The sequence below is a fragment of the Streptomyces sp. NPDC026500 genome, assembly GCF_055567635.1.
The window spans coordinates 61,670-87,594 of the sequence record NZ_JBVHQB010000017.1 but is presented as its reverse complement, the minus strand read 5'-3'; the positions used below and the strand labels follow the sequence as shown (position 1 = coordinate 87,594).

At 71.5% G+C, this 25,925-nt stretch carries 22 protein-coding genes; 16 read left to right on the top strand and 6 right to left on the bottom strand.

Annotated elements, in window-relative coordinates:
* Window positions 1-9 precede the first annotated feature (9 nt).
* Window positions 10-297 carry a hypothetical protein gene (locus tag ACZ4N5_RS28270; protein ID WP_467759852.1) on the bottom strand — a complete coding sequence of 96 codons (288 nt, stop codon included), beginning with the start codon at window positions 295-297 and terminating at the stop codon, window positions 10-12.
* 416 nt (window positions 298-713) lie between these two features.
* Here ACZ4N5_RS28270 and ACZ4N5_RS28265 point away from each other — a divergent pair, with 416 nt between their 5' ends.
* From ACZ4N5_RS28265 to ACZ4N5_RS28250, 4 genes are read left to right on the top strand one after another with little or no spacing between them, the layout of a single operon-like run.
* On the top strand, window positions 714-1,418 hold the full coding sequence (locus ACZ4N5_RS28265) for a response regulator transcription factor (protein WP_467759851.1): 705 nt from the start codon (window positions 714-716) through the stop codon (window positions 1,416-1,418).
* On the top strand, window positions 1,415-2,905 hold the full coding sequence (locus ACZ4N5_RS28260) for a sensor histidine kinase (RefSeq protein WP_467759850.1): 1,491 nt from the start codon (window positions 1,415-1,417) through the stop codon (window positions 2,903-2,905). The genes ACZ4N5_RS28265 and ACZ4N5_RS28260 overlap by 4 nt, the downstream gene beginning before the upstream one ends.
* Window positions 2,906-2,953: 48 nt before the next feature.
* On the top strand, window positions 2,954-3,385 hold the full coding sequence (locus ACZ4N5_RS28255; protein WP_467759849.1) for a hypothetical protein: 432 nt from the start codon (window positions 2,954-2,956) through the stop codon (window positions 3,383-3,385).
* The gene (locus ACZ4N5_RS28250; RefSeq protein WP_467759848.1) at window positions 3,385-3,579 is read left to right on the top strand and encodes a hypothetical protein; all 195 of its coding nucleotides are present in this window, start codon (window positions 3,385-3,387) and stop codon (window positions 3,577-3,579) included. The genes ACZ4N5_RS28255 and ACZ4N5_RS28250 overlap by 1 nt, the downstream gene beginning before the upstream one ends.
* A gap of 89 nt (window positions 3,580-3,668) precedes the next feature.
* Here the strand turns inward: ACZ4N5_RS28250 and ACZ4N5_RS28245 are convergent, their stop codons facing one another.
* Window positions 3,669-4,358 carry a class I SAM-dependent methyltransferase gene (locus ACZ4N5_RS28245; RefSeq protein WP_467759847.1) on the bottom strand — a complete coding sequence of 230 codons (690 nt, stop codon included), beginning with the start codon at window positions 4,356-4,358 and terminating at the stop codon, window positions 3,669-3,671.
* A 91-nt stretch (window positions 4,359-4,449) separates the two neighbouring features.
* Between ACZ4N5_RS28245 and ACZ4N5_RS28240 the strand changes: the two genes are divergently transcribed.
* Window positions 4,450-5,136, top strand: a complete 687-nt coding sequence (locus ACZ4N5_RS28240; protein ID WP_467759846.1) for a TetR/AcrR family transcriptional regulator — start codon at window positions 4,450-4,452, stop codon at window positions 5,134-5,136.
* Window positions 5,137-5,434: 298 nt separating this feature from the next.
* Window positions 5,435-7,798, top strand: a complete 2,364-nt coding sequence (locus tag ACZ4N5_RS28235) for an ATP-binding SpoIIE family protein phosphatase (RefSeq protein WP_467759845.1) — start codon at window positions 5,435-5,437, stop codon at window positions 7,796-7,798.
* A gap of 49 nt (window positions 7,799-7,847) precedes the next feature.
* Here the strand turns inward: ACZ4N5_RS28235 and ACZ4N5_RS28230 are convergent, their stop codons facing one another.
* Together ACZ4N5_RS28230 and ACZ4N5_RS28225 are read right to left on the bottom strand one after the other, a co-directional pair.
* A complete protein-coding gene (locus tag ACZ4N5_RS28230; RefSeq protein ID WP_467759844.1) occupies window positions 7,848-9,089 on the bottom strand; it encodes an NAD(P)/FAD-dependent oxidoreductase in 1,242 nt (413 codons plus the stop codon).
* Between the two features lie 520 nt (window positions 9,090-9,609).
* On the bottom strand, window positions 9,610-9,957 hold the full coding sequence (locus ACZ4N5_RS28225) for a PRC-barrel domain containing protein (RefSeq protein ID WP_467759843.1): 348 nt from the start codon (window positions 9,955-9,957) through the stop codon (window positions 9,610-9,612).
* A gap of 730 nt (window positions 9,958-10,687) precedes the next feature.
* Between ACZ4N5_RS28225 and ACZ4N5_RS28220 the strand changes: the two genes are divergently transcribed.
* From ACZ4N5_RS28220 to ACZ4N5_RS28175, 10 genes are all read left to right on the top strand, one after another.
* Complete coding sequence (locus ACZ4N5_RS28220) at window positions 10,688-11,227, top strand: hypothetical protein (protein WP_467759842.1); 540 nt, start codon at window positions 10,688-10,690, stop codon at window positions 11,225-11,227.
* A gap of 521 nt (window positions 11,228-11,748) precedes the next feature.
* Window positions 11,749-13,881, top strand: coding sequence for a hypothetical protein (locus ACZ4N5_RS28215; protein WP_467759841.1), 2,133 nt, complete (start codon window positions 11,749-11,751; stop codon window positions 13,879-13,881).
* Window positions 13,882-13,967: 86 nt separating this feature from the next.
* On the top strand, window positions 13,968-15,506 hold the full coding sequence (gene pelF, locus ACZ4N5_RS28210; RefSeq protein WP_467759840.1) for a GT4 family glycosyltransferase PelF: 1,539 nt from the start codon (window positions 13,968-13,970) through the stop codon (window positions 15,504-15,506).
* Entirely contained in the window at window positions 15,503-16,879 is a 1,377-nt protein-coding gene (locus ACZ4N5_RS28205; protein WP_467759839.1) for a hypothetical protein, read from the top strand. The genes pelF and ACZ4N5_RS28205 overlap by 4 nt, the downstream gene beginning before the upstream one ends.
* A 98-nt stretch (window positions 16,880-16,977) precedes the next feature.
* Window positions 16,978-17,979, top strand: coding sequence for an SDR family NAD(P)-dependent oxidoreductase (locus tag ACZ4N5_RS28200; protein WP_467759838.1), 1,002 nt, complete (start codon window positions 16,978-16,980; stop codon window positions 17,977-17,979).
* 34 nt (window positions 17,980-18,013) lie between these two features.
* Window positions 18,014-18,727, top strand: a complete 714-nt coding sequence (locus ACZ4N5_RS28195; protein ID WP_467759837.1) for a nucleotidyltransferase family protein — start codon at window positions 18,014-18,016, stop codon at window positions 18,725-18,727.
* A gap of 7 nt (window positions 18,728-18,734) precedes the next feature.
* A complete protein-coding gene (locus tag ACZ4N5_RS28190; RefSeq protein WP_467759836.1) occupies window positions 18,735-19,664 on the top strand; it encodes an NAD-dependent epimerase/dehydratase family protein in 930 nt (309 codons plus the stop codon).
* On the top strand, window positions 19,661-20,323 hold the full coding sequence (locus tag ACZ4N5_RS28185; protein ID WP_467759835.1) for a spherulation-specific family 4 protein: 663 nt from the start codon (window positions 19,661-19,663) through the stop codon (window positions 20,321-20,323). Before ACZ4N5_RS28190 ends, ACZ4N5_RS28185 begins: the two co-directional genes overlap by 4 nt.
* 242 nt (window positions 20,324-20,565) lie before the next feature.
* Entirely contained in the window at window positions 20,566-22,428 is a 1,863-nt protein-coding gene (locus ACZ4N5_RS28180) for a M1 family metallopeptidase (protein ID WP_467759834.1), read from the top strand.
* Window positions 22,429-22,610: 182 nt separating this feature from the next.
* Entirely contained in the window at window positions 22,611-23,582 is a 972-nt protein-coding gene (locus ACZ4N5_RS28175; RefSeq protein WP_467759833.1) for an alpha/beta hydrolase, read from the top strand.
* Between the two features lie 30 nt (window positions 23,583-23,612).
* Here ACZ4N5_RS28175 and ACZ4N5_RS28170 read toward each other — a convergent pair whose 3' ends face one another.
* Window positions 23,613-24,983, bottom strand: a complete 1,371-nt coding sequence (locus tag ACZ4N5_RS28170; protein ID WP_467759832.1) for a vWA domain-containing protein — start codon at window positions 24,981-24,983, stop codon at window positions 23,613-23,615.
* Window positions 24,980-25,837: an AAA family ATPase gene (locus ACZ4N5_RS28165; RefSeq protein WP_467759976.1), complete on the bottom strand. Its 858-nt coding sequence runs from the start codon at window positions 25,835-25,837 to the stop codon at window positions 24,980-24,982. The genes ACZ4N5_RS28170 and ACZ4N5_RS28165 overlap by 4 nt, the downstream gene beginning before the upstream one ends.
* Window positions 25,838-25,925: the final 88 nt, after the last annotated feature.

The following is a 25,925-nucleotide window of genomic DNA, read 5'->3' as shown; positions in this document are numbered from 1 at the left end:
ACGCCGTACTCATCCCTGGTTCGTCTCCTCGGGACCGGCCGACGGCCCATGGCTCATCGTGCGGGGGCTGCCGCCGCGGGACAGCAGACCCGACGCCGCCGAACGCAGTCGGCGCAGTTTCCTGCACCGGGTGCCCGGCTCACGCAGGGACGGCGGCGGCTCGTCACCGACCAGCGCGTCGAGGATGGCCGCCGTCTCCGCCGGATCGTCCTCGGTGACCAGGCGGGCGGTGAGCCGTGCCGCCAGTTCGTCGGCTTCGGCCGGGGCGATCCCCCGGGCCCGGAGCCTCCCGCTCATGCGCAGAGCCGCTCGCAGGACCTCCAGCGTCGGCGCGGCCGATCCGGGGTCCGGGGTCCGGGCCGACGGTGCCGCCGGTGCCGCCGGTGGGTACGACGGCTCCTGACAAGGCCTCGCTGTCCGCGTCGTCCTCTGCGTCCCGCACTGCCCGGGGAGGCGATTCGAACACGTGTCATGGCAGGCATGACACCCCCTCCCCACACCGGGTTGCTCCCCCACGAGCACCCAGGACATGCGGGACATTACGCTGCGGAGTCGCCCGCTTACCCGCCACAAAGTCCTTCGTTACCGTTTCGTGCCTGCCCACAGCGGGATGGACGGGGACCGCGCGCGGCCGTCGACGAAGCGGCTGGTGCACCATGGGCGACGAAACGGGCCGGCCGACCGGCCCGTTACTCCGAGCTGGGGTGTGGGTCATGGGCGGAGATCGGGGCCGGGTCCTTGTCGTGGACGACGACGCGGCGATACGACGGTCACTCGAACGCGGTCTGCGGCTGGGCGGTTTCACGGTGGATCTCGCCGACGGTGGCCGGCCCGCGCTGGCCGTGGCCAGGCGGACACCTCCGGACGCGATCGTGCTGGACATCTCCATGCCCGACCTCAGCGGCATCGACGTGTGCCGGACGCTGCGCGAGGAGGACAACGACGTACCCGTCCTGATGCTCTCCGCGCTCGACGAGACCGGTGACCGGATCGCGGGGCTGCAGGCCGGTGGTGACGACTACCTGGTGAAGCCGTTCGCCCTGCAGGAGTTGGTGCTCCGGCTCCAGGCGCTGTTGCGGCGTCGGCCGCCGAAGGACACCGACACCGTACGGGTGGGCGGGCTGTACCTGGATCCAGCGGCCCGCGTGGTCAGCCTGGACGGGCGGCAACTGGAGCTGACACGGCGTGAGTTCGAGCTGCTTCACGTCCTTGCGCGCAACGCGGGCATCGTGCTCAGCCGTGATCAGCTCCTCGACCGGGTCTGGGGCTACGACTTCGATGTGCGCACCGACGCGGTGGACACGTTCGTGAGCTATCTGCGGCGCAAGCTGGAGGCACCGGGCCGCGCCAGGATCATCCACACCGTACGAGGAGTGGGCTTCGTGCTGCGCGAGGACGGGCCGGAGGCCGGACGATGAGACTGTCCACCCGCATCGCGCTCGCCGTCGGCGCGACCGTGCCGATATTGGTCCTGGCGACAGGCTGGCTGCTGCTGCGGCTGGTCGCGGCGGATCTGCACGACCAGCAGGACGCGCATCTGCGGGAGAGCGCGGCGGCCGTGGCGAAGGACGCCCGCGGACTCCTGCGCGCGAGTGCCGCCGACCGGTCGGCGGCGGTGGAACAGGCCCGTGAGCGAAGGCTGTTCACCTCCGCTCTGGACGTTGGCGTACGGCTGACCGGTCCCGGCGGGACCTTCATGGGCGGCCCGCAGCCGGAGGAAGGGGTGTCGCTTCCCGTGAGCGCGCCGGTGCCGGTCACCCTGCGGGCCGACGGGGACACCTGGCGGGTTCTGTCGACGCGGGTGTCCGGTGGGCGGCCCGCCGTGCGCGGCACGCTCTGGCTGTTCGCGCCCGACACCGCCGCGGACACCCAACTGCGGCTGGTGCGCAGGCGCGTGGTGTCGGTGGCGCTGCTCGCCGCGCCGTTGTCCGGGCTGCTGGCCGGGGCGGTGGCCGGGCGCGCGAGTCGTCCGCTCAGGCGGCTGCGGAACAGCGCGAGCGGACTGGATCCGCGGACCAGCGCCGCCCGCCTCGACCACACCCCGGCAAGGATCGCCGAGGTCGACGATCTCGCCCACACCCTCCAGACGGTGCTGAGCCGTTACGACGAACAGGCCGCGAGGACCGAGGAGGCGCTCGCCACCGCCCGTTCCTTCGCCTCGGCCGCCGCGCACGAACTGCGCACCCCGCTGATGAGCATGCAGACCAATCTGGAGATCCTCACCGACCATCCGGGGCTTCCCGCTTCCGACCGCGACGAGGTCCTCGACGACCTGCGCCGCGAACACGCCCGGCTGCTGGGACTGTTGGTCATGCTGCGCGAGCTCGGTCGCGGTGACCTGGTCGAGGCGGACGCCTTCGGTCCGGTGGACCTCGCGGACGTCGTCGAGGCGAGCGTGCGGGAGCAGCGGCGGCGCCATCCGCTCGCGCACATCGTCGGCGACTGTCCGCCGGGGCTGCGGGTGTACGGCTGGGAGCCCGGACTGCGCACGGTCCTGGACAATCTCCTCACCAACGCGCTGGTGCACGGCGGTTGCGCCGACGGCCGCCCGGCGCGCATCGGCGTCACGCTGCGCGCGAGCGGCGACCAGGCCGTGCTGTTCGTCGACGACCAGGGGCCGGGTATCGCGCCCGAGCGTCGCGCCGAGGTCTTCGAACGGTTCGAGCGACGCCCGGACAGTCCGGGTTCGGGCCTCGGGCTCACCCTGGTCGCGCAGCAGATCGACCTGCATCGGGGCCTTATCCGCGTCCTCGAACCGCCGGCCGGAGCGGGGACCCGGATCGAGGTCGTGCTCCCGCTGCTGGGCGGCTGGGCCGGGACGGCGGCGACGCTCCCGGCGCAGCGCAACTGGATGATCGCGACGGCCGGTGTCCTGCCACAAGAATTCCACAAAGAGGACTCCTAGCTTTCCGGACGTGCGGGCAACCGCCCCCGGAACGAAGAGGAGTTCAGCATGTCGAGTACGCCGAGGACGCGGATGCCGGCGGCATCGAGGACCAGGACGACCGTCGTCTCGCTGATGGCGGTCGGCGCTCTGCTCGGCGCCGCGGGCGCCGCGTCGGCCGACGGCACCGGGACTCACCCGTCGGGCGCGCCGACGGGTGACGGCGCGAAGGCGCTCTGCAAGCGCGCGCCGAAGATCGACCAGCGGATCGACCGCATCCTCGAACGACTGAACGGGGACGCCTCGCAACGCGGTTCCATCGCCCGTCTGGAACAGCGGGTGGCCAATGCCAAGTCCGCCGGGCACACGCAGATCGAGACCTATCTCAACGACCGGCTCACCTTCCGGCGCTCGCTCGTGCCGACCCTGGAAGGCCGCCAGAAGGATCTGGCGGACGTCCAGAAGTGGTGCACGAGCCACGACGACGGAGCGAACTCCTGATGCGCGCCCGGCACTTGGCCCTGGCCGTCGCCGCGACCGCGCTGCTCCTGACCGCGTGCGGCGGCCCCACCGACACCACGAACGCCCCCGCCTCCCCCGGCCCGGCCTCCACGGACCTCGCCCATCTGCAGAAGATGGTCGACGGCGCGGAGTCCGCGGCGAGTTCCGCCGAGTCGGACATGGCCCGCGAGTAGCGGCCTTCGTCGTCCGCCCCGGCGGTGTGCGGGAGTTCACGCGGCCGGGGCGTTCGGGGCGGCGGCCGATGCCGCGGCCCCCGGCGGTCCTAACTCGGCCGTTCCGTGGGCCCCTTGGACATAGGACGTACGCCCTGGACGTACGTCAGCCACGGGCGGACGTCGCCGCTCCCCCGAATCTCGAAGCCCGCGCCGGTGATGAAATCGTCCAGCAGGTCGGTCCGGTTGTGGGACATGGCGTGGCCCAGACCGCCGTGCACCAGGTGGCGCCCGACGGCGCTCTTCGGCGGCCGGAACTCGACGACCAGCAGCCGTCCGCCCGGCCGCAGGACGCGCCACATCTCCTTGAGGGCCGCCGGCCGGAGGTCTTCGGGCAGATGGTGCAGCATCAAGCTGGTGACGACGGTGTCGAACGACCCGTCCGGCAGGTCGAGGGCCTCCGCGACCCCTTCCCGGTAGGTGCACGCGGCACCCTGTCCGGCCCTGTTCTTGCGGCGCGCGTAGGCGAGCACCGAGGGCGAGGGGTCCACGCCCGTCACCGTTCCCTCCGGACCGACGGCGACGGCCACGCGCCGCGTCAGATACCCGGTGCCGCAGCCCACGTCCAGCACGCGGTCCCCGGTCTCGGCCCCGCTCAGCGCGGCCAGCCGGGAGAAGGCGCGGTTCCGTCGGCCCGCGAAACAGAACGCGCCGCACAGTTCGTAGGTGCGCGGGGCTCCGATCGTCACCCCTGGGGTGTCCGCGTGCGGTTTTCCTTGCATGAGACGCCCGATGGACATACCGGCCACACTCCTTAACTTAGCGACGACTAAGTACGGGTCTAACTTAGTCTCGACTAAGAAAACCCGCAAGGGGCCTACGATGGCGGGTGTGACCGACACCGAGAAGACCCCCGCCCACCAGGGCAAGGCCCGTACCCGCACTCGGATGCCCGCCGCCGAGCGGCGCGCCTCGATCCTGACCGCGGCCACCGAGGTCTTCTCCGAGACCGGCTACGAGCGGGGCAAGGTCTCCGACATCGCCCGGCGGGTCGGGGTCACGGAACCGGTGGTCTTCCAGAACTTCGGCTCCAAATCCGCCCTCTACCAGGCGGCTCTCGACCATGTGACCACCGCTGTCACCGCGCTCCTCACCGAGGCCGCCGACACCGGGCGCCCCGTTCCCGAAGTGCTGGCCGCCTTCCTGGACCCGGCCCACATGGACCGTTTCCACCAGCGCGGCGCCCACGGTTTCCTCTTCGCCGACGCGGCGGCCCTCGCCCACGACCCGGCGCTCGGCGAGGCCGCCCGACACATCCACCAGAACTTCGCCGAAGCCTTGGCGGGCCTGCTGCGCCGCGGCCAGAGCGCCGGCGACATCCGCGACGACATCAACGCGGACACCGCCGCCTGGTGGCTGATCTCACTGCTCGCCGGGCGCCCCCTGCGCAGCGCGGTGATGCCGGACCGGGCCGCCATGGAAGCCCAATTGACGGACATGGCGCTGCGGTCGCTGCTGCCCCCGAGCGGCGAGCACGCCCCGGAACACCCGGCCGACGGTCAGCCGCCCGGCAGGTGACACGGAGCGTCCCGGCGCCCACAGGGCCCCCGGGGAACGTGCGCAGGGGTCGCCACCACTCCCGACCACATCGCCAGCCGCACCCGGCCGCATCGCCCGCCGCGCCCTGACGTATCGCCCCTCCGGCGCCCACCACCCCCTGCCACATCGCCCTCCGGTCCAGCCACGCCGTAGAATTATGACTTTATGGACCAAAAGGGACATGGTTCGCGAGAAGACCTCCTCCGGTGATTCAGCCGTCGAAGTCGTCCCATGACGCGGGGGCGCCCAGCCGGACGCACAGCAGGGGTGATTTCCGGTGACTGGTGCTACTCCGCTGATGGTCGTGGACGGTGCGGGCGTCGTCGTCCGGTGGAGTCGCAGAGCGCGCGAGATCTGGCTGCGATCGGATTCCGAGGCCGTGGGACGAACGGCCCTGACCATGCTCGCCTCCGACAGCGGGTACTCCGACACCAGCGACTCCGTCCGCAGTACGGAACCCGGCCCCGGCCCCGGCCCCGGCCCCCTGGTCATCCCAGACGTCGACGGAAACCCGGTCGACCTCCGTGTCCAGGTCGTGCCGCTCTCCGACGGCTCGGTCGCGTGGGGCGTCTTCGAGGCGGACAATGGCGGCGCCCCGTACGGCACGCGGACCGCGGTGTTCGACATCGTGCGCGCGAACACGCGCGAGGCCTTCTTCGTCCTGGACTCCGAGTTGCGTGTGCTCAGCGTCAACGAAGCGGCCTGCGCGTTGTGCGACATCACGGCGGACAAGACTCTCGACCGCCCGGTCGCCGATGTGTGCCACCCCTCCCGTGCACAGGAATTCGAAGGCGTCCTGCGGGGCGCTCTCGCCGACGGCGCGTCCGTCACCGACTATGTCGTACGGCTCGACCCACGGGACAGTTCGTCTCCCGAGCGCTTCGCGAAGGTCGCTGCGTTCCCGCTGAAGAGCGCGCGCGGCATGGTCGTCTCCATGACCGAGATCACGGAGCCCCTGCGGACCAAGAGGCGTCTGACGGCGCTCAGTTCGGTGCGGGAGCGGGTGGGGCGCAGCCTGGACGTCGTCACGACCTGCCAGGCACTGGTGGACGCGCTGGTGCCCGATTTCGCCGACACAGCGGTGGTCGATGTGGTCGACGCGGTGGTGCGGGGTGAGAATCCTCCGCTCAGTCCCCTCGGGCGCGGCATCCCGCTGCGCCGCGCGGCCTTCCGCGACGGCAGCGACTCCCTCATGGCGCAGGCCTATCCCGTCGGCGACGTACGGGCACTGCCGTCGCCGACGCCGTTTTCACAGGTGCTCAGCGATCTCAGGCCGCGAGCCGTCGCCCTGGACAGGAACACCCCCTGGCTCGACGCCGATCCGGAGCGGGCCCGCGCCATCCGGGACTCCGGCGCCCGCCTGCTGCTCACCGCCCCGTTGGCACTGCGGGGCGCCGTGCTCGGACTGCTGAGCCTCTATCGCGTACGAACGAGCGACGCCTTCGACGAGAACGACCTCGCCGTCGCCCAGGAGCTGGCCACGCACACCGCCCTCAGCCTCGACAACGCCCGCCGCTACACCCACGAGCACACGATCGCGGCGGCCTTGCAACGCCACCTGCTGCCGCCGGATCCTCCCTCGCAGACCGCCATGGAATTCGCGCCGTTGCACGTCCCGGCCGAGACGGGGGCGGGTACCTGGTACGACGCCTTCGCTCTGCCCGGCGCTCGCACCGCCCTGACGATCGGGGAGGTCAGCGGGAGCGGCATCGACGCCGCGACCGCCATGGGCCAGCTCCGGACGGTGATCCATTCGCTCGCCGCGCTCGACCTGGAACCCGACGAGCTGCTCGCCCGCCTCAACGACGCGGTCGTACGGCTCGCCCACGAGCGGGCGGCCCTGCCGCCGGGCGATCCACTGCACCAGCAGCCGCTCAGGGCCAGCTGTGTCTACGCGGTCCACGACCCGCTCCATGGGGTCTGCGTCATGGCCGCCGCGGGTCATCCCGCGCCCGTCGTCGCTCACCCCGGCGGTGTGGTGCACGTCCCGGAGATCCCGACGGGTCCTCTTCTGGGCAACCGGGACGGGCCTCCCTTCGCCACCGCCTCCGTCCCCATGCAGGACGGCAGCGTTCTCGCGCTGCGCAGCACATCGTTCCCGGCCACCGAAAGTCCGGACGGAGACCGGTCGAACCCGCTGCGCGAAGCGCTGACCCGGCTGGACCGCCCGCTGCGGGACGTACGGGACGACATTCTCTACAGGTTGCGCGACACGTCGGGCCATCACGATGTCCTTCTGCTGCTGGCCCGCACCCGCGCCTTTCCGCCGGATCAGGTCGCCACCTGGGCCCTGGACTCCGTGCCCACGGCGGCCGCGGAGGCTCAGCACCACGCCCGGGACCGGCTCGGGCTGTGGCGCGTGGACGAGGAGACCGCCTTCGCCACCGAGTTGATCGTCAGCGAGCTGGTGACCAACGCGGTGCGCTACGGAGCGCCACCGATCCGGTTGCGCCTCATCAAGGACTCGACACTCACCTGCGAGGTCAGCGACACCGGCGGAGCGGCGCCGCGCCTGCGCCACGCCCGCACGGCCGACGAAGGCGGGCGCGGCCTGTTCATCTGCGCGCAGATGAGCCACAACTGGGGCATCCGGTACTCCGCGCAGGGCAAGACGATCTGGACGGAACAGACGCTGCCTTAGGGGCCGCCGTCCGGAGCATGCCGCGGGCACGGGGACCGGCGTGACGCGTCTACCGTGCCAGATCGCTCGCGACCTCGCGTGCCGCGCGGGCGCCCGATGCCAGCGCGCCCTGGACCGAGCCCGTGGCCCGGTGGTCCCCGCACACATAGCGGCCCGGGGTCACACGGGCGGTCCGGCCGAGCGGCTGCGGGGGAGGCATCGCCGGCAGGGCGTCGGGAACGGTGCGGACGGTCAGCAGGTCCCAGCCCGTGGTGTCGGTGCCGTAGACGTCGGCGAGCGCGTCGCGCAGCCATGTCTCCCGGCCCTCCTGGTCGTGCCCGAGGACGGACGTGGCGATCAGCGACATCCCGGGCGGCGCGTAGCCGCGGACCACCTCGCTCAGGACGCAGGTGTTGAGGAAGCGCCGTCTCGTGTCCGTCAGCAGGATGGGTTCGGCCAGCGGGGAACGGGTCGCGGCGTGGTAGTACGTCGTCACGACGCGGTAGGCCGGAAGATCCAGCCCGGGCAGCAGACGGGCGGCGGCGCCCGGCCCCGTGGCCACCACCACGGCCCGCGCTGCGAGTTCGCCTCCGGCGTCCAGTTCGACGCCGTCGTCCGTGAGCCGCATGACCGGGGTGCCCAGGCGTACGGCGTCCGGGGGCAGCGCCTCGGCCAGCAGTCCCGGCACCGCCCCGATGCCGGCGCCGGGCAGGCACAGGGTGCCGCGCAGCATGCTGCGCCAGACGAGGTGGAACACCCGGCCCGAGGTCTCCAGCTGGTCCTCCAGGAAGACTCCGGACAGGAAGGGCCGGAAGAACCGCTCGACGAACTCCTCGGAGAATCCGGCCGCGGCCAGCGCGGTGCGCGTCGTACGGTCCTCTCCGCGCTTGAGCGATCGTGCGGGAGCGAGCATGTCCCGGCCGGACAGGGCGGCCAGCGCGATCAGGTCGCGGGTGCCCGCGAGCCGCCCCGGACGCAGGTCGCCGAGGCGCCGTGGACCTCGGGTCGGGTCGCTGAAGCGCAGCGGCCCGTCCTCCGTGTGCACCAGGATGCCGGGGGTGAAGGGCCGCAGTCGCAGGTCGCGCAGCGCGATTCGGCGCCGGACCTGCGGATACGACGTGTTGAAGACCTGGAAGCCCCGGTCGACGACGAAGCCTTCGTGCGGGTCGGAGCGCATCCGGCCGCCCACCCCGTCCGACGCCTCGAGGACGCGGACCCCGAAGCCGTACGCGGTGAGATCGCGGGCGCAGGCCAGACCGGCGAGCCCGCCGCCGACGACCAGGACATCGGACACACCGCGCTTCGCGGTCATGGGCATCATCCTCCGAGCAGCCGGTCCCTCCGCGCGCCGGTCGGCGCGCGTGGGTGGTCCGGGCACAGGCCGACGGCCCCGCGCCGTCGCACGCGCCCTCCTGAACCGATCTTCCCGTCGGGCGCGCCGGGCGGATGCGGGGCCACGCCGGAAGACCTTGCCCGCGTACCCGCGTACCCGCGTACCGCGCGTCGCACAGCGCGGGCCTCCGGGGACTCCGAGGACTCCGAGGACTCCGAGGTCGGAACAATTCGACGCGTTCGGCCGTTCAAAGGAGTGTGGCGCGGAGGGGACAGTGTCCCCGGGCCTCACCCACGGCCCACGGGGACGATCGTCCGGCTGAAGTCCTGTGGAGCCGAGTGGTGACCGCCCTCCGCGCACCGCATGAACGGCCCCGGCTGGTCTCCCCCGTCCAGCCGGGGTCCCTTATTGTGCGGCGCCGTATTTCCACGGCGATCGGCGGCAGCGAAAACCGCCGGTGCCACCCGGAATACGGGCGGAACCGGCGGTTCGCTTCGCGTCAGTGGCCGGAGCCGTAATGGCCGCCGAGCTGGTCCCGGTAATGCGGATCTCCGAGATGCTTTTCCTTGTCGAATTCCGGTGCCGACTTGATCTCGTCCTTGGTCCGGGCAACCTGGACGGTCTTGTCCTCGTGGCTGATCGACGTGATCGTCCCGGCGGGCAGCAGGACCTCCTTGCCGAAGATCCAGACGCCGGTGTCGACGACGATGTACTGAGAACCGACCTCGTCGGAGTGCTTGTCGACCTTCCCGATGTGGCCGTCGGTCGCGTCCACCCGATAGCCGGTGAGGTCGTCGTCGGCCGTGTGACCGCTGGTCGGGCCGTAACCCCAAAGGTTCTCGTTCACGAAGAAGTCCTCCACTCGTCCGCGGACGCACGCCGCCGTCTCACACGGGGCCGCACGTGAGCGCTTCGATGACCGGATCACGGTCATCCTTTCCTCAGCGTGTTTTCCGCCGAAGGCCGACGGGTGTCCCTTTCCCGGCCGCTGACACCCGCTCCCCGGAAATTCACCGAATTCCCGTCGCGGGCGTGGACGACACCCCCGCCTTCACGCCGGCCCGCCCCTCGGGATCCCGCTGGCCGAGAATGCGGCGGCCCCGCCGCGCGACCCCGGGGGGGGAGTGGAGTCACGGGCGGGGCCGAGAGCTCGTGGCTGCCGGGGGGAGGCCTCCACGAGCGGTCTGCGAGTCCTTCTGCCCGCACTCCCCCCGTTCATGCAGGTGTGTTTCGGACGGGGCGGGAGGCGCTGCCGGGGAGAGTGGGAACCCGGCCGGAAAAGACCGGCTTGGCCGATTTGACGGCCGCGCCCGGTTCACCGGTGAGCGGGGCGCGGACCGAGGTGCGTTCGGTATCCGCCAATAGCGGCGGCAGGACCACGCGGCTCTCCGGCGCCGCCCCGCCCCACCGCGCCGGTCCCCCGACTCCGCATCACCGTGCGGGAATCCAGGGAAGCGGCCGCTCCCCCCGACGCCTCCACACCCTCGCCGCAGGACATCCACTTCCGGCCGGACATCACTCTCCGTGCCCACATCGGGGCAGACGGTGCGTTCGCGGCTTGCCTAGCCTCCCGGGCCATGCGATCAACACAGTTGAGACGTCTCGGTCTCGCCTCCGCCCTCGCCTTCGTCCTCGCGTTCGCCCTCGCCCTGTTCGGCCTGGCCCCCACCGCGAGCGCGGCCGACCCGGCTCCGGCCGATCTGACGTTCACCACGGACAGCGCGACGGTCCTCCCCGGCGGCACGGTGAACCTGTCGATGACGATCACCAACCACAGGACGTACGACGTCTGGTTCGTCTACCAGACGATCGAGCCGACCTGGCTGACCACCCAACGGCCCGATCTGAAGTACAGCTTCACCGGCTGCAACCTGGCCTCGACCGCCGGCAGCGTTCCGTGTTCGGGCACGGGACCCACCAACCTCGGCCCGAACTACGGGTCCACCATCCCGCCCGGCCAGAGCCGAACCGTCACGCTCACGCTCCAGGTCGCCGCCGACTCCGGCTGCAACGGCAACATCGGCTTCTACTCGTACTACTACGCCGAGTTCAGCGACAGCACGAACACCAACGGCGGTCCGGTGTACGCGCCCGAGACCCGCGTGCTCTGCGCCTGATCACAGGGACGGAACACATGACTGACGTCGCATGACACGCGGCGCAGCGCAGATCTGACGAGCCGTCCACGGGGCGGCCGGTCCACGCGGATCGCGTGGACCGGCCGCCCCGTCGGCACACGGGCGATTCACAGGTACGGGTCAGTGTGACCAAAAACCGATCATTCAGCCAAAACCCCTCGCGGTCTGGACCACTGACGCCCCGGCAGGGCGGACCTCGGCGTTCCAGATCGGGTCCGTCCCGCGCCGTGGCCAGCACAGTAACGTTTCGCGTGGTAATCACCCCCTGCCCCACAGTGACGGCCGCGCATCCGTCCCGGCGCGCGATGACCACTCGTTCGATACCCACTCTTTTCCGTCATGTTTCGCAGCAGGCGCACGAAAGCTACACAGAGACCTCACTATGTGACGCGACGAACGCGTTGACGACCACGTCTGAGGGGGGCTGTGGCGTCGCGCCAGGGGGTGGTCGGCTCCATGGGAGCAGCACTCACCCCTGCCCGGGGAGGGGACTTCACCGCATGAAGCGGACTATTCGCACGACCGCGCTCACGGTCGGCGCGCTCATCGCCTCGTTCGGCTTACCAGCCGGTGCGGCGCACGCGGACACCGCCACACCCCGCATCGACCTGCGGGTCCTGATCGCGAGCGACGGCGGTCCGGCGACCGACGCCATCGCCGCCGAGCTCTCCGCCGCCGGCACGCCGTACACCGAGGTCGACCTGCAGCAGTCCGGACGGCCGGTGATCGACGCCGGCTTTCTCGCGGACACCGTGGACGGCGTGCCGCGCGCCAAGTTCCAGGCCGTCGTGCTGCCCAACGACAATCCTTTCGCGGCGAACTCGGCCGAGATGGCGGCCCTCGCGGCCTACGAACAGACGTACGCGATCCCACAGGTCGACGCGTACACCTACGCTCGTCCGGAGGCCGGACTCCAGTACCCCGTCTTCGGCGGCTACTCCGGCAGCCTCGACGGCGTACAGGCGCAGGTCACGACGGCCGGCAAGGCCGGACCTTTCGGCTATCTGGACGGGACGGTGCCGTTCGAGGACAACTCCCCGGACGTGGGCGAGAGTTACGCCTACCTGTCGACGCCCGCCGCGGGAGCGGACTTCACTCCGTACGTCGACGCGCCGATCCCGGGACAGTCGACGCGAGGTTCCCTCGTGGGCGAGTACCGGCACGACGGACGGCGTGAGCTCGTCGTCACGTTCGTGTACAACCAGTACCAGCAGCAGTTCCGGCTGCTGGCGCGCGGAATCGTGGAGTGGATGACCGGGGGCGTGCACCTCGGCGCTTCGCGCAACTACTTCGCCGTGCACGTCGACGATGTCTTCGCCGGTGACGACCGCTGGGACACCGCGCTCAACTGCACGCCGGGCGACATCGACTGCCCGCAGGACCAGGGGGTCGCGAACCCGATCCGGATGACCCCGGCCGACGTCGACCACGCGAGCGACTGGGAGACCAGACGGAACTTCACCCTCGACCTGGCCTACAACGGCGCCGGCAGCGTCGACCAGCGCGAGGACAACAACGGTGCCGACCCGCTCGCCGACAAACTGATCGCCGACCGGAACCGGTTCCGCTGGATCAACCACACCTACACCCACGCGTTCCTCGGCTGCGAGCAGGACACCACCGTGGTGCCGTGGAAGTGCGCGACGAACCCCGACGGCAGCACCAAGTGGGTCAGCCGCACCACGATCGCCGACGAGATCGCGGCCAACCGCGCCTGGGGCCGGACCGCCGGACTCCCCCTGGACAACCAGGAGTTGATCACCGGTGAGCACTCCGGTCTGAAGATCTCGCCGCAACAGCCCGTCGACAACCCCAACCTGGCGCTCGCCCTCACCGACACCGGTGTCGCCTGGCTCGGCTCCGACAACTCCCGCGAGCCCGGCCAGCGTCAGGTCGGTCCCGCCACGACCGTCCCCCGCTACCCGATGAACGTCTTCTACAACGCGGGGAAGGCGGCCGAAGAGGTCGACGAGTACAACTGGATCTACACCGGCCGCACCCAGGGCGGCAGCGGTATCTGCGAGGACCACCCGGACACCTCGACCTGTTTGCCGGCGCCGCTGAGCACCGGCACGGGCTACACCGACTACGTCGTGCCGCTGGAGACCCGGATCGACCTCGGGCATGTGCTCGCCAACGACCCCAAGCCGCACTTCATCCACCAGTCGAACCTCGCCGAGGAGCGCATCGCCTACCCGGTGCTCGACGGCGTCCTCGACGGCTACGACAGCCTGTTCGCGGACGACACCCCGGTGGTGAACCTGCGGATGAAGGACATCGGCGTCGAACTGCGGCGCCGGGCCGCCTGGAAGGCCGCTGTCGACGCCGGCCAGGTCACCGCCTACCGCGTCGGTGACACCGTCACCGTCCAGGCGCCGAACGGGGTCGCGGTCACCGCCACGATGCCCACGGGCACCACGAACGGCACAGCGGGCTTCGGCGACGCCTACGCCGGCGAGGTCTCCGGATGGACGACACCGGCCGGCACCTCGCTCACGCTCGGCCTGCCGGCGTCCACCCCCTCCCTGTCCTCGACCGTCGACGCCGCACGGCAGCCCGCAACCAGCGGCGCGCCGGACACCCGAGTGCCGGCGGGCGTCACCGAGCAGGTCCCCTACAGCCCGGACAACTGAGCCGCGCACCGACCGAAGGTCCCGGCCGCGCCATCCGCGGCCGGGACGGGCTCGACCACCCCAACCTCGGCCGTGGAGCACATCACATGCACGTTCCCCGCGGCGCGCGCAGCCTCAGCTCAACGCGCGTCACCCTGCTCACCGAAGGTACCTACCCGCACAGTCACGGCGGCGTCAGTGTCTGGTGCGACCAACTCGTCGACGGCATGCCCGACATCGACTTCGATGTCATCGCCGTCACCGGCACCGGACGCGAACCGATCGTGTGGGACATCCCCGCACAGGTCGTCGACGTCGTCACGGTCCCCATGTGGGGGCCCGCACCGGAAGGCCGCCCGCCCCGCGGACGGCGCCGCAACCAACTCGCCGCCGCCTACGAACAGTTCCTGACCGCTCTGCTCGACCCGTGTGCCGAGGACCGGTTCGCCACCGCTCTCTACGCGATGGCGCAGGCGGCTGCCGGCGGAATGCTGAGTCCGTTCCTGCGCGGCGACCGCGCGATCAGCATCCTGACCGGGGTGTGGAACCGCCCGGGTCTTGCCGTCCGCGAGGCCCGGCCGACCCTGCACGACGCCATCACCGCGACGGCCCTGCTGGAGCACGCGCTGCGCCCGCTGACCGCGCCGCTGCCCGAGCACGGGGTGGCGCACGCGGTCAGCGGCGGTGTCGCCGTACTGCCGGGCCTGGCCGCGCTCGAACGGCACGGCGTGCCCCTGCTGTTGACCGAGCACGGTGTCTATCTGCGTGAGCGCTATCTCGGCTACCGCACCGGCCCGTACCGCTGGCCCGTGAAAGCCGTCGTGCTGGGCTTCTTCCGGCTGCTCGCGGAGGAGACGTACCGGCGCGCCGCGCTGATCACCCCGGGCAACCGCTACAACCGGCTGTGGGAGGAACAGGGCGGCGCCGCACCCGAGTCGATCCGCACCGTCTACAACGGCGTGGACCCCGCCGCGTTCCCGCCGGCGGGCCCGGAGCCCGAGCAGCCGACCCTGAGCTGGGCCGGACGCGTCGACCCGATCAAGGACCTGGAGACCCTGATCCGGGCGTTCGCCCTCGTGCGGGACCGACTCCCGGACGCGCGGCTCAGGTTGTTCGGCGGCACACCGCGTGGCGGCGAGGCCTACCGCGAACGTTGCGAGGCCCTGGCCGCCGAGCTGGGACACGCGGACGCGGTCACCTTCGAGGGCCGGGTGGACGACATCAAGGACGCCTACGCGGCGGGCAACGTCGTGATGCTCTCCAGCATCAGCGAGGGTTTCCCGTTCACCCTGATCGAGGCCATGTCGTGCGGGCGGGCGACCGTGTCCACGGACGTGGGCGGGGTGCGCGAGGCCGTCGGCGACAGCGGTCTCGTCGTCCCGCCGCGCGATCCGGGTGCCATGGCCGCCGCCGCGCTGGAGCTGCTGGGCGATCCCGGGCGGCGGCGCTCAATGGGCGAGGCGGCCCGGCTGCGGGTCATCGAGCAGTTCACCCTGCGGCAGACCGTCGACACCTTCCGGACCATCTACCTGGAACTGTCGGCGCTCGGCCGGATCGTCCCCGGAGTTCCCGAGACGGCCGACGCCGCGCTCGCGGCACCGGTCGGCCCGGCGGCTCCGGCCAAGCCGAGGAGCCTGGCCGGATGAGCGGACCGATAGCCCTGCAACCCGGCAGCACGGGGGGCGACACGCTGTCCCTGCGGCTCGCCGACGACCGTACGCCCGTCCGGTCCGCGCGCGGCGTGGGCGCGGACCGGGACGCGGTCGACCGGCTCGCCGCCGATCTGGCGGACGGCATCGGGCCGGCCGTCCACCCGTACGAGGTGGCGGCGCTGCTGGAGTCGGAGGGACTGACCGCCGAGGTCATCCAGGAGCGGTACGGTCACCCGAACCTCTTCTCGCTCGCCTCCGCGCTGTACGAACGGGTGCCGCGCACCTTCCCCGAGCCGCCGCGACCGGCCAACCCGTGGCGTCCGGACCATGTGCGCTGCGGGCTGCGCGGGGCGCTGTTCGCCCTGCCGGGCCTCGCCTATCTGCTGACCGGGCGGCTGTGGCACGCGGGCCGGGATCTCGACGTCCTGGTGGTGGCCGGACTCGTCTCCTGGGCGTGGGGCCAGGCGCTCGGACACCGCGCCTACCTGCGAATGACCACGGGCCGACGGGAGGCGGGCCGGACCCTGCTCAAGGGGGCGCCGCTCGGCGCGCTCGCCGCGACGGCGTCCGGGGCGCTGATCGCCGGGTCCGGCACGGCGATCGGGGTCGCCGCCGCGCAGTCGGTGTATCTCGCGGCGGCCGGGGTGCTATTGGTGCTGGGCGGGGAGCGGCTGCTGCTGGCCGCGCTCACCCCGCTGATCGCCGGCGCGGTGGCACTGCCCTGGTGGGACCCGGGGACCGTGCCGCGCATCGCCCTGCCGCTGCTGTCCGTACTCGGCGCGGTCGCAGCGGCCGGCTGGGCGGTGCGGGCCACGCTCGCCGCCCCGCCGGTCCAGGACGGCGCCCGTCCGTCGCTGCTGCGGTCGCTGCCGTACGGCCTGTTCGGACTGTCCGCCGGGGTGCTGGTGCTGCTGGAGGGACGACAGCACCCCTACGCGGTGATCGTGCTGACCGTGAGCATGGGACCGGCGGAGTGGCTGCTGTACCGGTATCGCGGGATGTCGGTGGCGGCACTGCGGGCGACGGCGACTCCGGCCGCCTTCCTGCTGCGGTCGACCGGAATCCTCGGCCTCTGCCTGCTCGTCTACGTCCTCCCGCTGCTGCCCGCGGCCCTGCTCACCGGCGCGGAGCCGGCCCCGCTGCTGCTGCTCGCGGCCACGTTGTGGACCGCGTTGCTGCTCCAGGCCTTCGGGGTGGCCTGGCCGCCGGCCGCGGTCTGCCTGACGGCGGCCTGCGGGGCCGCCTCGACCGCCGTGCTCCATTCCCCACCGAGCGCCGTCGTACTGACCCTGTTCTGCGGCACGGCCGCCCTCTGTCTCACGGCGTGTGCCGTGCGGCTGCTGGGGCGACCGGCACCACACGCCTGAACCACCGCGCACGGCTCGCCCGGACAAGCCCGGACGGCCGCCGCGCACGCATCCGAATACGCACATCACGTGAACAACCAACCGGAAGGACCTACGAGTTGACTACCGAACCACTCGCCGCCGTCACCGGAGCCGAGGGTTTCATCGGCTCCCACCTCACCGAGGCGCTGGTCGCCTCCGGGCATCGGGTGAGGGCCATGGCGCAGTACAACTCCTTCTCCTCGTACGGCTGGCTTGAGACCCTGCACCCCGATGTCCTGGATCAGGTGGACATCGTCCTCGGCGACGTCCGGGATCCGGGCTCGGTCCGCGGTCTTGTGGAAGGCGCCGACTGCGTCTACCACTTGGCCGCGCTCATCGCGATCCCGTACTCGTACCAAGCGCCGCACAGCTATGTGGACACCAACGTCACCGGCACGCTCAATGTGCTGGAGGCGGTGCGTGCGCTCGGCACGCCCCGGCTCGTGCACACCTCCACGAGCGAGACCTACGGCACCGCGCAGACCGTGCCGATCACCGAGGACCACCCCATCAACACCCAGTCCCCGTACGCCGCTTCGAAGGCGGGCGGGGACCGGCTGGCCGACAGCTACCACGCGAGCTTCGACACGCCCGTGGTGACGCTTCGGCCGTTCAACACGTTCGGCCCCCGCCAGTCGATGCGCGCGGTCATCCCCACCGTCATCGGCCAGGTGGCCGCGGGCGAACGCACCATCACCCTCGGCGATCTGCGGCCCACCCGCGACTTCACCTTCGTCAAGGACACCGCGCAGGCGTTCCTCGCCGTGGGCACGGCGCCCGCGGAGCGGGTCGTGGGCCGGACCTTCAACGCCGGTACCGGCGGCGAGATCTCGGTCGGCGACCTGGTGGCGCTGATCGGCAAGGTGATGGACACCGCCCTCGACGTGCGCGAGGACGCGGGGCGCATCCGGCCGGCCAAATCCGAGGTGATGCGGCTGGTCGCCGACGCGACCCGGCTCACCGGGGCGACCGGCTGGAGCCCCGGCCACGACCTGGCCCAAGGACTCGCGCAGACCGTGGAGTTCTTCCGCGAACCGGCGAACCTGGCCCGCTACAAGACCGGCATCTACAACATCTGACCCCGTCCGGCACGTCCCACGAAGGAGGAGCCTCATGCACGCAGTGATTCTGGCGGGAGGCAAGGGCGTCCGGCTGCGGCCCTACACCACCGCGCTGCCCAAGCCGCTCGTTCCCATCGGCGACCAGCACGCCATCCTGGAGATCGTTCTCCGCCAGCTCGCCTCGGCCGGGTTCACCAGCTGCACCATCGCCATAGGCCACCTGGGCGAGATCATCCGCGCCTACGTCGGAGACGGGTCCCAGTGGGGCATGGCCGTCGGCTACTCCACCGAGGAGAGCCCGCTCGGCACGATGGGCCCCCTGCTGACCATGCGCGACCAGCTGCCCGAGTCGTTCCTCGTGATGAACGGCGACGTGCTCACCGATCTCGACTTCGGCGACGTCCTTGTGCGGCACCGGAGTTCGGGCGCGCCGCTGACCATCGCGACGTACGCGCGCAAGGTGCAGATCGACTTCGGTGTCCTGACCACCGACGACAGCAAGGTGGTCGCCTTCACCGAGAAGCCGAGCATCGACTACCGCGTCTCGATGGGCGTGTACGGTCTGTCGCGGTCCACGCTCGAAGGCTATACACCGGGGCTGCCGCTGGGCTTCGACGAGCTGGTCCTCGACCTGCTGCGGAGCCGCAACGAGCCGCACGCCTACGATTTCGACGGGTACTGGCTCGACATCGGCCGCCCGGACGACTACGACCGGGCCAACGCCGAATTCACCACTCGCAAGTCGCTGTTGCTCAAGGGAGCCTGACCACCGCATGCGCATTCTCGTCCTGGGCTTCACCGGCTATCTGGGCGGCCATGTCGTCGAGCACCTGCACACCCTTCCGGGTGTGCAGGTGCTCGGCGGCGGCCGCTCACCCGCCGCGGAGTTCGGCATCGACCTGGCCACCGCTCGCAAGGAGCGACTGGTTCCGACCCTGGCGGCGGCCGCACCCGACGCCGTCATCAACTGCGCCGGCGCGACCGGCGGTGACGCCGTGACTCTCGCCGAGGTCAACTCCCGTGGCCCCGCCGTTCTTTGTGCGGCGCTGCGCGAGGCTGCGCCGGCCGCCCGGCTGGTCCATCTGGGCTCGGCCGCCGAGTACGGTCCCGGTGTCCGCGACACCGACGTCACGGAGTCCGCGGCCACCTGTCCCCTCACCCCGTACGGGGCCACCAAGCTCGCCGGTACGGTCACCGTCACCACTTCCGGCCTCGACGCCGTCGTACTGCGGGTGGGCAACCCGGTGGGGCCCGGAGCGCCGGCCGCCGGGCTGCCGGGGCGGATAGCGGGACTGCTCCGCGAGGCCGGCACCGACCCGGACGCGGTGATCCGTCTGGGCGACCTGTCGGCGTACCGCGACTTCGTGGACGTACGCGATGTGGCGCGGGCGGCGGTGTCTGCTGCGACGACCCCCGGACGGCTGCCGCGGGTCCTCAACATCGGGGGCGGAAAGGCCGTTCCGGTGCGCGACCTGGTGGACGGTCTGGCGCGCGCCGCCGGGTTCCGCGGGCGGATCGAGGAGAACGGCGGTGGTTCCGCCCGCTCGGGCGAGGTGTCGTGGCAGTGCTCCGACATCACCGCCGCCGGGGAAGCCCTCGGCTGGCGGCCGTCTCTGACGCTGGACGACTCCCTGGCGGCCCTCTGGACGGCCGTGACGGGGACGGCTCCTGCGCCGCGTCGCAAAGACGACCGGACGCCATGAGCCTGCTGATTCCGCTGTACGTCCACCCGGGCGAGGACCCCGGCGCCTGGCACCGTCTGATCAGGTCGGCCGACCGTACGTACGGGGTGGTCATCAACCCGGCCGACGGGCCGGGCGAGGGCCCGGACCCCGCGTTCACCGCGGCGGCGGACGCGCTGCGGTCGGCGGGCGCCCGGCTGCTCGGCTATGTCGACACCGACTACGGCGCACGCGATCCGGACCTCGTCGCGGACGAGGTGCTGCGGCACCGGGACTGGTACGGGACCGAGGGGTGCTTCCTCGACCAGGTGGCGCCGACCCCGGAGGCACTGCCCGGCTGCAAACGCCTCGTGCAGAGTCTGCGCCGGCTCGGCGCGGCTCCGGTCGTGCTGAACACGGGTGTCCACCCGGCGCCGGGGTACGCCCGCTTCGCCGATCTGCTCGTCACGTTCGAGGGTCACTGGTCCACCTATGTGTCGGCGTTCAGCAGACCGGCGTGGACCGCGCGGCATCCGCCCGAGCGGTTCTGTCATCTGGTCTACGGCGTCCCCGAGGCGCTCGTTCCGCTCGCCGTTCGCACCGCGCGTGAGCGCGGTGCGGCGGTGGCCGGGCCGGTGACGGGTGAACTCCCCAATCCGTGGGCGCGGTTGACACCCGCCCTGAACGAACCGGAGTCCTGAGCGGCACCTCCGACCTCGTTTCCAGGACGCGGACCTCCTTTCCATCCCCTTGATGGCATGTCTCGGTCAAATCTGCGAGGCTTCCTGGTGCCGTCGCCCTGACCCCAGGGTGACGGCACGGAAATCTCACCAAGCGACCGCGCGCACCCGCGCGCGGCCCGCGGCCACCCAGCGGCGCACCCCAGTCGTCCCGGGCGGCCACCGAGCAGGCCGGAATCCCGGCCGCTTCAAAGGAGTTTCGTGTGAGACCGACCCCCCTCAAGGCCCTGGCGGCACGCGTCCTCGTCGTCGCCGCCCTGGCCGCAGTCTCGCTCCCCAGCACCCCCGCGGCGGCCTCGCCGCGTACCGCACCGGCGGCCGCGGCCGCCTGCACACCGGCCCAGGTGGTGACCAACGGCGGCTTCGAGAGCGGCACTTCGCCCTGGACCCAGTCCTCTACCACCGTCATCACCAGCCGCACGGGCCAGAGCGCCCATGGCGGCACCAGCTTCGCCTGGCTGGACGGCGTCGGCAGCACCCACACCGACACGCTCTCGCAGAGCGTCACGATCCCGTCCGGGTGCAGCAGCGCCAGCCTCACCTTCTGGCTGCACATCGATACGGCTGAGACGACCTCGTCGACGGCCTACGACAAGCTCACGGCGAAGATCGGCAGCACGACGCTGGCGACGTACTCGAACCTCAACAAGGCCTCCGGGTACGCCCAGAAGACGTTCGACGTGTCGGCCTTCGCGGGCCAGACGGTGACCGTCGCCTTCACCGGCACCGAGGACTCCAGCCTCCAGACCAGCTTCGTCCTCGACGACATCGCCCTCAACACCTCCGGTGACACGACCCCGCCGACCGACTCCACCCGCACCCCGGCCGCGCCCGCGTACACGGTCAGTCTGACCAGCAACACGAGCGGCACCGGCTGGACCGGTCACGAGAGCGTGACCTTCACCAACGCCTCCTCCACCGCGCTCAGCGAGGTGTACCTGAGGCTGTGGGACAACTACCACGGCACCTGCTCCGCGATGCCCATCGCCGTCAGCAACGTCAGCGGCGGCACCGCGGGCGCCCTCTCGGTCGGCTGCACGGCCCTCCAGATCAGCCTCGCGTCACCGGTGGCACAGGGCCAGAGCGCGACGATCGGCTTCGACCTGGGTATCACCGTGCCCAGCGGCGCCGACCGGTTCGGCTACGACGGGGCCTTCAACAACATCGGCAACGCGCTGCCCGTGCTCGCGGTCAAGGACGGCTCCGGCTGGCACCTGGACCCGTACACCAATAGCGGCGAGTCCTTCTACTCTCTGGCCGCCGACTTCAAGGTGACCCTCGACCACCCGACGAGCCTGCTGGTCCCGGCCACCGGCACCTCGGTCGACACCGCCGGCTCCAGCGGCCGCACGATCACCACGGCCACCGCGTCCAAGGTCCGTGACTTCGCCTGGGCCGCCGGGCCGTTCACCAAGATCTCCGGCACCTCCTCCGCCGGCACCGCGATCAACATCTACTCCGTCACCGGCATCAGCTCCGCCAACGCCCAGTCCATGCTCACCACCGCCAAGTCCGCCGTGGACGCCCACGCCGCACGCTTCGGCGCCTACCCGTACGGCGAGCTGGACGCGGTGATCGACAACAACTACTGGTTCGGCGGCATGGAGTACCCCGGGTTCGTCCTCGACCTGGTCAGCACCACGGCGCTCACCCACGAGATCGGTCACCAGTGGTTCTACGGGATCGTCGGCGACGACGAGTACAACAGCCCGTGGCTCGACGAGGCGTTCACCGACTATGCCACCGACCTGGCGCAGGGCCTCACCGGCACCAATTGCTGGAACAGCACCTCCTGGGCCTCGTCCGCCGAGAAGATCACCAACTCGATGGCCTACTGGGACGCGCACTCGTCCCGCTACTCCACCGTCGTCTACGGCTACGGCAAGTGCGCCCTGCACGACCTGCGGCGCGTACTCGGCGACACCGCCATGGCCAAGCTCCTCAAGGACTACGCCACGTCGCACTGGTACGGCGTCTCGACCACGGCCGAGTTCAAGGCGGCCGCCCAGGCCGCCACGACCACGGACCTGACGTCGTTCTGGACGACCCACCGCATCGACGGCTGACCGATCACCGTATCGGCGGCTGACTGATCCCCGGTTCGCCGCGGTGGCGCCTTCGGGCGTCACCGCGGCGCGCATGGTCCGCCGGGTCGCGGGCAGGTTCCGCCTTACGGCGGCTCCCGGTCCGGGAGCACGGCGCCCGATCATGGTCGAGTGAGCCGCCGGGCTCGCCACGAGGAGACGTCATGCTGTTGGTACCGCCCCCGTTCGACCCCGAACTCGGTGTCGCCCTCGCGGCGGTCGGCCGGTCCGTGCCGTCCGGGCCGAGCCTGGCGGACATCGCCGCCCTGCGCGCGGAACCGGAACTCGCGGTGCCCGCGTACGACCTCACCGGCGGCGGCGCCTTCGAGACCACCGACCTGACGGTTCCGGGGCCGAAGGGTGCTCCCGACATCTCGCTGTTCGTCCTCAGGCCTCTCGCGCCCCCGACGAACGGGCCGCGCCCGGTCATCTACCACTCCCACGGCGGAGGCATGGTCCTCGGTACCAACCGGGCCGGGGTGGAGATCGTCCTGGAATGGGCTCAGGAACTGGACGCGGTCGTGGTGTCCGTGGAGTACCGGCTGGCGCCCGAACACCCGTACCCGGCCGGGGTGGAGGATGTCTACGCCGGTCTGTTGTGGACGGCGCGGCACGCCGGGGAGTTCGGCGGCGACCCGGAGCGGATCGTCGTCGCGGGCGCCAGCGCGGGCGGCGGCCTGACCGCGGCGCTCGCCCTGCTCGCCCGGGACCGCGAGGGACCACGGCCGCTCGGGCAGGTCCTGATGTATCCGATGCTCGACGACCGCAACGACACTCCGTCCGCGTACCAGATGGCGGGCGTCGGCGCCTGGGACCGTACGGCCAACTCGACTGCCTGGACCGCCTTGTTGGGCGCATCCCGCGGCGGCCCGGACGTGCCCGCCTATGCCGCTCCGGCGCGGGCCTCGGACCTGTCCGGACTGCCCCCGGCCTTTCTCGACGTCGGATCCGCGGAGACCTTCCGGGACGAGGTCGTCGACTACGCGTCGCGGATCTGGCAGGCCGGCGGAGTGGCCGAGCTGCATGTGTGGCCCGGCGGTTTCCACGGCTTCGACTCCTTCGCCCCGCACACCGCGCTCGCGCGGACCGCGCGTGCCGCCCGCGTCACGTGGCTGCGCAGGCTCCTCGCGCCGTGAGAACCCGACACCCGCCGAACTCACGGTTGTTCAGACGGGAAGAAGCCGGCCGATCAGCGCGCTGAGCTGCTGGGCGTTGCGGCACTCGTGCATCTCGACGAGCTCGGCGTAGGCGAGCGCCGCCGAGTCGCCCGTGCCCCACTGCGAGCGGGCCTCGGGGTTCAGCCAGTAGGCACGGCGGGCCTGCCGGGTGAGCTGCCGGACCGCCGGCAGGTTCGGATCGCTCATGTTCGTACGGGCGTCGCCGAGCACGAAGACGGTCGTCCGGGAGCCGACCGCCCCTGTGTACCGCTCGGCGAACTCGCCGAACGCGACGCCGTAGTCACTGCTGCCGTGCCAGCCCGTGATCGTCGCCTCCGAGCGGATCCTGGCACTCAGTCCCCCGGGGTCGGCGGCGCCGGGCCCGATCAGCCCGGTCACCTCGTCGACCCGGTTGACGAAGGCGAACACCCGCACCTTGCTGAACTGGTCGTGCAGCGCCTGCACCAGCAGCATCGTGAAGTCGGAGAAGCCCGAGACCGACCCCGACACATCGCACAGCAGCACCAGTTCGGGCCGCACGGGACGGCGCCTGCGCAGCACGGGGCGCATCGGCACACCGCCCGTGGACAGCGATCCGCGCAGAGTGCGCCGCAGATCGATGGTGCCGCGACTGGCACGGCGGCGGCGCGCGGCGAGGCGGGTGGCCAGTTTGCGGGCGAGCGGCTGTACGACCTTGCGCAGTTCGGCGAGCCGGTCCCGGCCGGCGAACAGGAAGTCGACGCGGTCGGCGGTCGGGGCCACCGCGCGCCGGGCGATCTCGTCGCGGTCGCGCCGCTCGGCGATCCGGCGCCGCGCCTCCGTGGCGACCTGCGCGCGGAACACCTCGATGCGCCGCCGGATCTCGTCCTCCAGCAGCCGGTCGGTGAACCCGGCCCCACCGCCCTGCGCACGGAGCGTGTCCCGTGCGCGGGCCATCAGCGTCTGCGGTCGCAGCCGGTCGAGCGTCTGGTACGAGGACCAGCCGTCCGTGGCCGTCGTACCGCCGTAGCCGCCGAATCCGTCGACGGCCTCGATGGCCAACTGACCCATGAGGGCTTGGTCGTTGGCGGCCAGGGCGGCCGTGAGTCGGTCCCGCAGATCGTCCCGGTCCGCGGGCTCCACGCCGTCCGGTGCCCCGACACCGCGCGGGAAGTACACGTCGAAGACGGGGTCGAACACCCGCCGCTGGCCCGGGTTGTGGAGCAGGGTGGCGGCCAGTCCCTCACGGAGCCGGTCACGGTCCGCGAAGCCCAGCGCCGCCACCGCCTGCGCGGCGTCCACGGTCTCGCCGGTGCCGATCCGCACGCCGTGCGAGCGCAGCGCGCCGACGAGTCCCGTCAGCCGGTCGGCGACACCGGCCGTCGGCGCCGCGGCGTTCACACGGCGCCCAGGTCGAGTTTGGCCGCCGCCTTCAGTACGTCGTCCTGGTGCTTGAGGATCACGCCGAGGCTGTCGCGCACGACGCTCTCGTCGAGGGTGTCGGCGCCCAGCGCGAGCAGCGTGCGGGCCCAGTCGATGGTCTCGGCGACGGAGGGGACCTTCCGCAGGTCCATCTCCCGCAGCGCCCCGACGACCCGCACCACGGACTCGGTGAGCGCCTCGTCGAGCCCGGGCACCTTCAGCCGTACGATCCGGCGCTCCAACTCCTCTTCCGGGAAGCCGATGTGGAGGAAGAGGCAGCGGCGGCGCAGGGCCTCGGACAGCTCACGGCTCGCGTTCGAGGTGAGCACCACGAAGGGACGACGGGTCGCCGAGATCGTGCCCAGCTCGGGGACCGTGACCTGGAAGTCGCTGAGCACTTCGAGCAGCAGGCCCTCCACCTCGACGTCGGCCTTGTCGGTCTCGTCGATCAGCAGGACCTTCGGGTCGTCGCCGCGGATGGCGGTCAGCAGCGGCCGCGCCAGCAGGAACTCCTCGCTGAAGATGTCCGTGCGCGTCTCGTCCCACGTCTCGTCGCGCCCCGCGGTGATGCGCAGCAGCTGCTTGGCGTGGTTCCACTCGTACAACGCCCGCGACTCGTCGACGCCTTCGTAGCACTGGAGGCGGATCAGCCGGGCTCCGGCGACCTGTGCGACGGCCTTGGCGAGTTCGGTCTTGCCCACACCGGCGGGGCCCTCCACCAGGAGCGGTTTGCCGAGGCGGTCGGCCAGGAAGACCGTCGTGGCGACGGCGGGCGACGCCAGATAGCCCGCGTCGGCGAGCCGTGCGGAGACGTCGTCGACGGATGTGAACAACAACGGGGCCTCCAGCACGCGCGGACGAGGTCGGGCTCACTATCTAAGCGCTTGTTCACCCTCGCTGTCACGTGTGACGGCCCCCACG

What these genes read in the sequence shown, in the direction of transcription:
- ACZ4N5_RS28195 (WP_467759837.1), top strand. Translation starts at nt 18,014, where the DNA reads ATGCACGCAGTGATTCTGGCGGGAGGCAAGGGCGTCCGGCTGCGGCCC.
- ACZ4N5_RS28260 (WP_467759850.1), top strand. Translation starts at nt 1,415, where the DNA reads ATGAGACTGTCCACCCGCATCGCGCTCGCCGTCGGCGCGACCGTGCCG.
- ACZ4N5_RS28255 (WP_467759849.1), top strand. Translation starts at nt 2,954, where the DNA reads ATGTCGAGTACGCCGAGGACGCGGATGCCGGCGGCATCGAGGACCAGG.
- ACZ4N5_RS28205 (WP_467759839.1), top strand. Translation starts at nt 15,503, where the DNA reads ATGAGCGGACCGATAGCCCTGCAACCCGGCAGCACGGGGGGCGACACG.
- ACZ4N5_RS28220 (WP_467759842.1), top strand. Translation starts at nt 10,688, where the DNA reads ATGCGATCAACACAGTTGAGACGTCTCGGTCTCGCCTCCGCCCTCGCC.
- ACZ4N5_RS28175 (WP_467759833.1), top strand. Translation starts at nt 22,611, where the DNA reads ATGCTGTTGGTACCGCCCCCGTTCGACCCCGAACTCGGTGTCGCCCTC.
- ACZ4N5_RS28185 (WP_467759835.1), top strand. Translation starts at nt 19,661, where the DNA reads ATGAGCCTGCTGATTCCGCTGTACGTCCACCCGGGCGAGGACCCCGGC.
- ACZ4N5_RS28230 (WP_467759844.1), bottom strand. Translation starts at nt 9,089, where the DNA reads ATGACCGCGAAGCGCGGTGTGTCCGATGTCCTGGTCGTCGGCGGCGGG.
- pelF (WP_467759840.1), top strand. Translation starts at nt 13,968, where the DNA reads ATGCACGTTCCCCGCGGCGCGCGCAGCCTCAGCTCAACGCGCGTCACC.
- ACZ4N5_RS28190 (WP_467759836.1), top strand. Translation starts at nt 18,735, where the DNA reads ATGCGCATTCTCGTCCTGGGCTTCACCGGCTATCTGGGCGGCCATGTC.
- ACZ4N5_RS28265 (WP_467759851.1), top strand. Translation starts at nt 714, where the DNA reads ATGGGCGGAGATCGGGGCCGGGTCCTTGTCGTGGACGACGACGCGGCG.
- ACZ4N5_RS28270 (WP_467759852.1), bottom strand. Translation starts at nt 297, where the DNA reads ATGAGCGGGAGGCTCCGGGCCCGGGGGATCGCCCCGGCCGAAGCCGAC.
- ACZ4N5_RS28215 (WP_467759841.1), top strand. Translation starts at nt 11,749, where the DNA reads ATGAAGCGGACTATTCGCACGACCGCGCTCACGGTCGGCGCGCTCATC.
- ACZ4N5_RS28245 (WP_467759847.1), bottom strand. Translation starts at nt 4,358, where the DNA reads ATGTCCATCGGGCGTCTCATGCAAGGAAAACCGCACGCGGACACCCCA.
- ACZ4N5_RS28250 (WP_467759848.1), top strand. Translation starts at nt 3,385, where the DNA reads ATGCGCGCCCGGCACTTGGCCCTGGCCGTCGCCGCGACCGCGCTGCTC.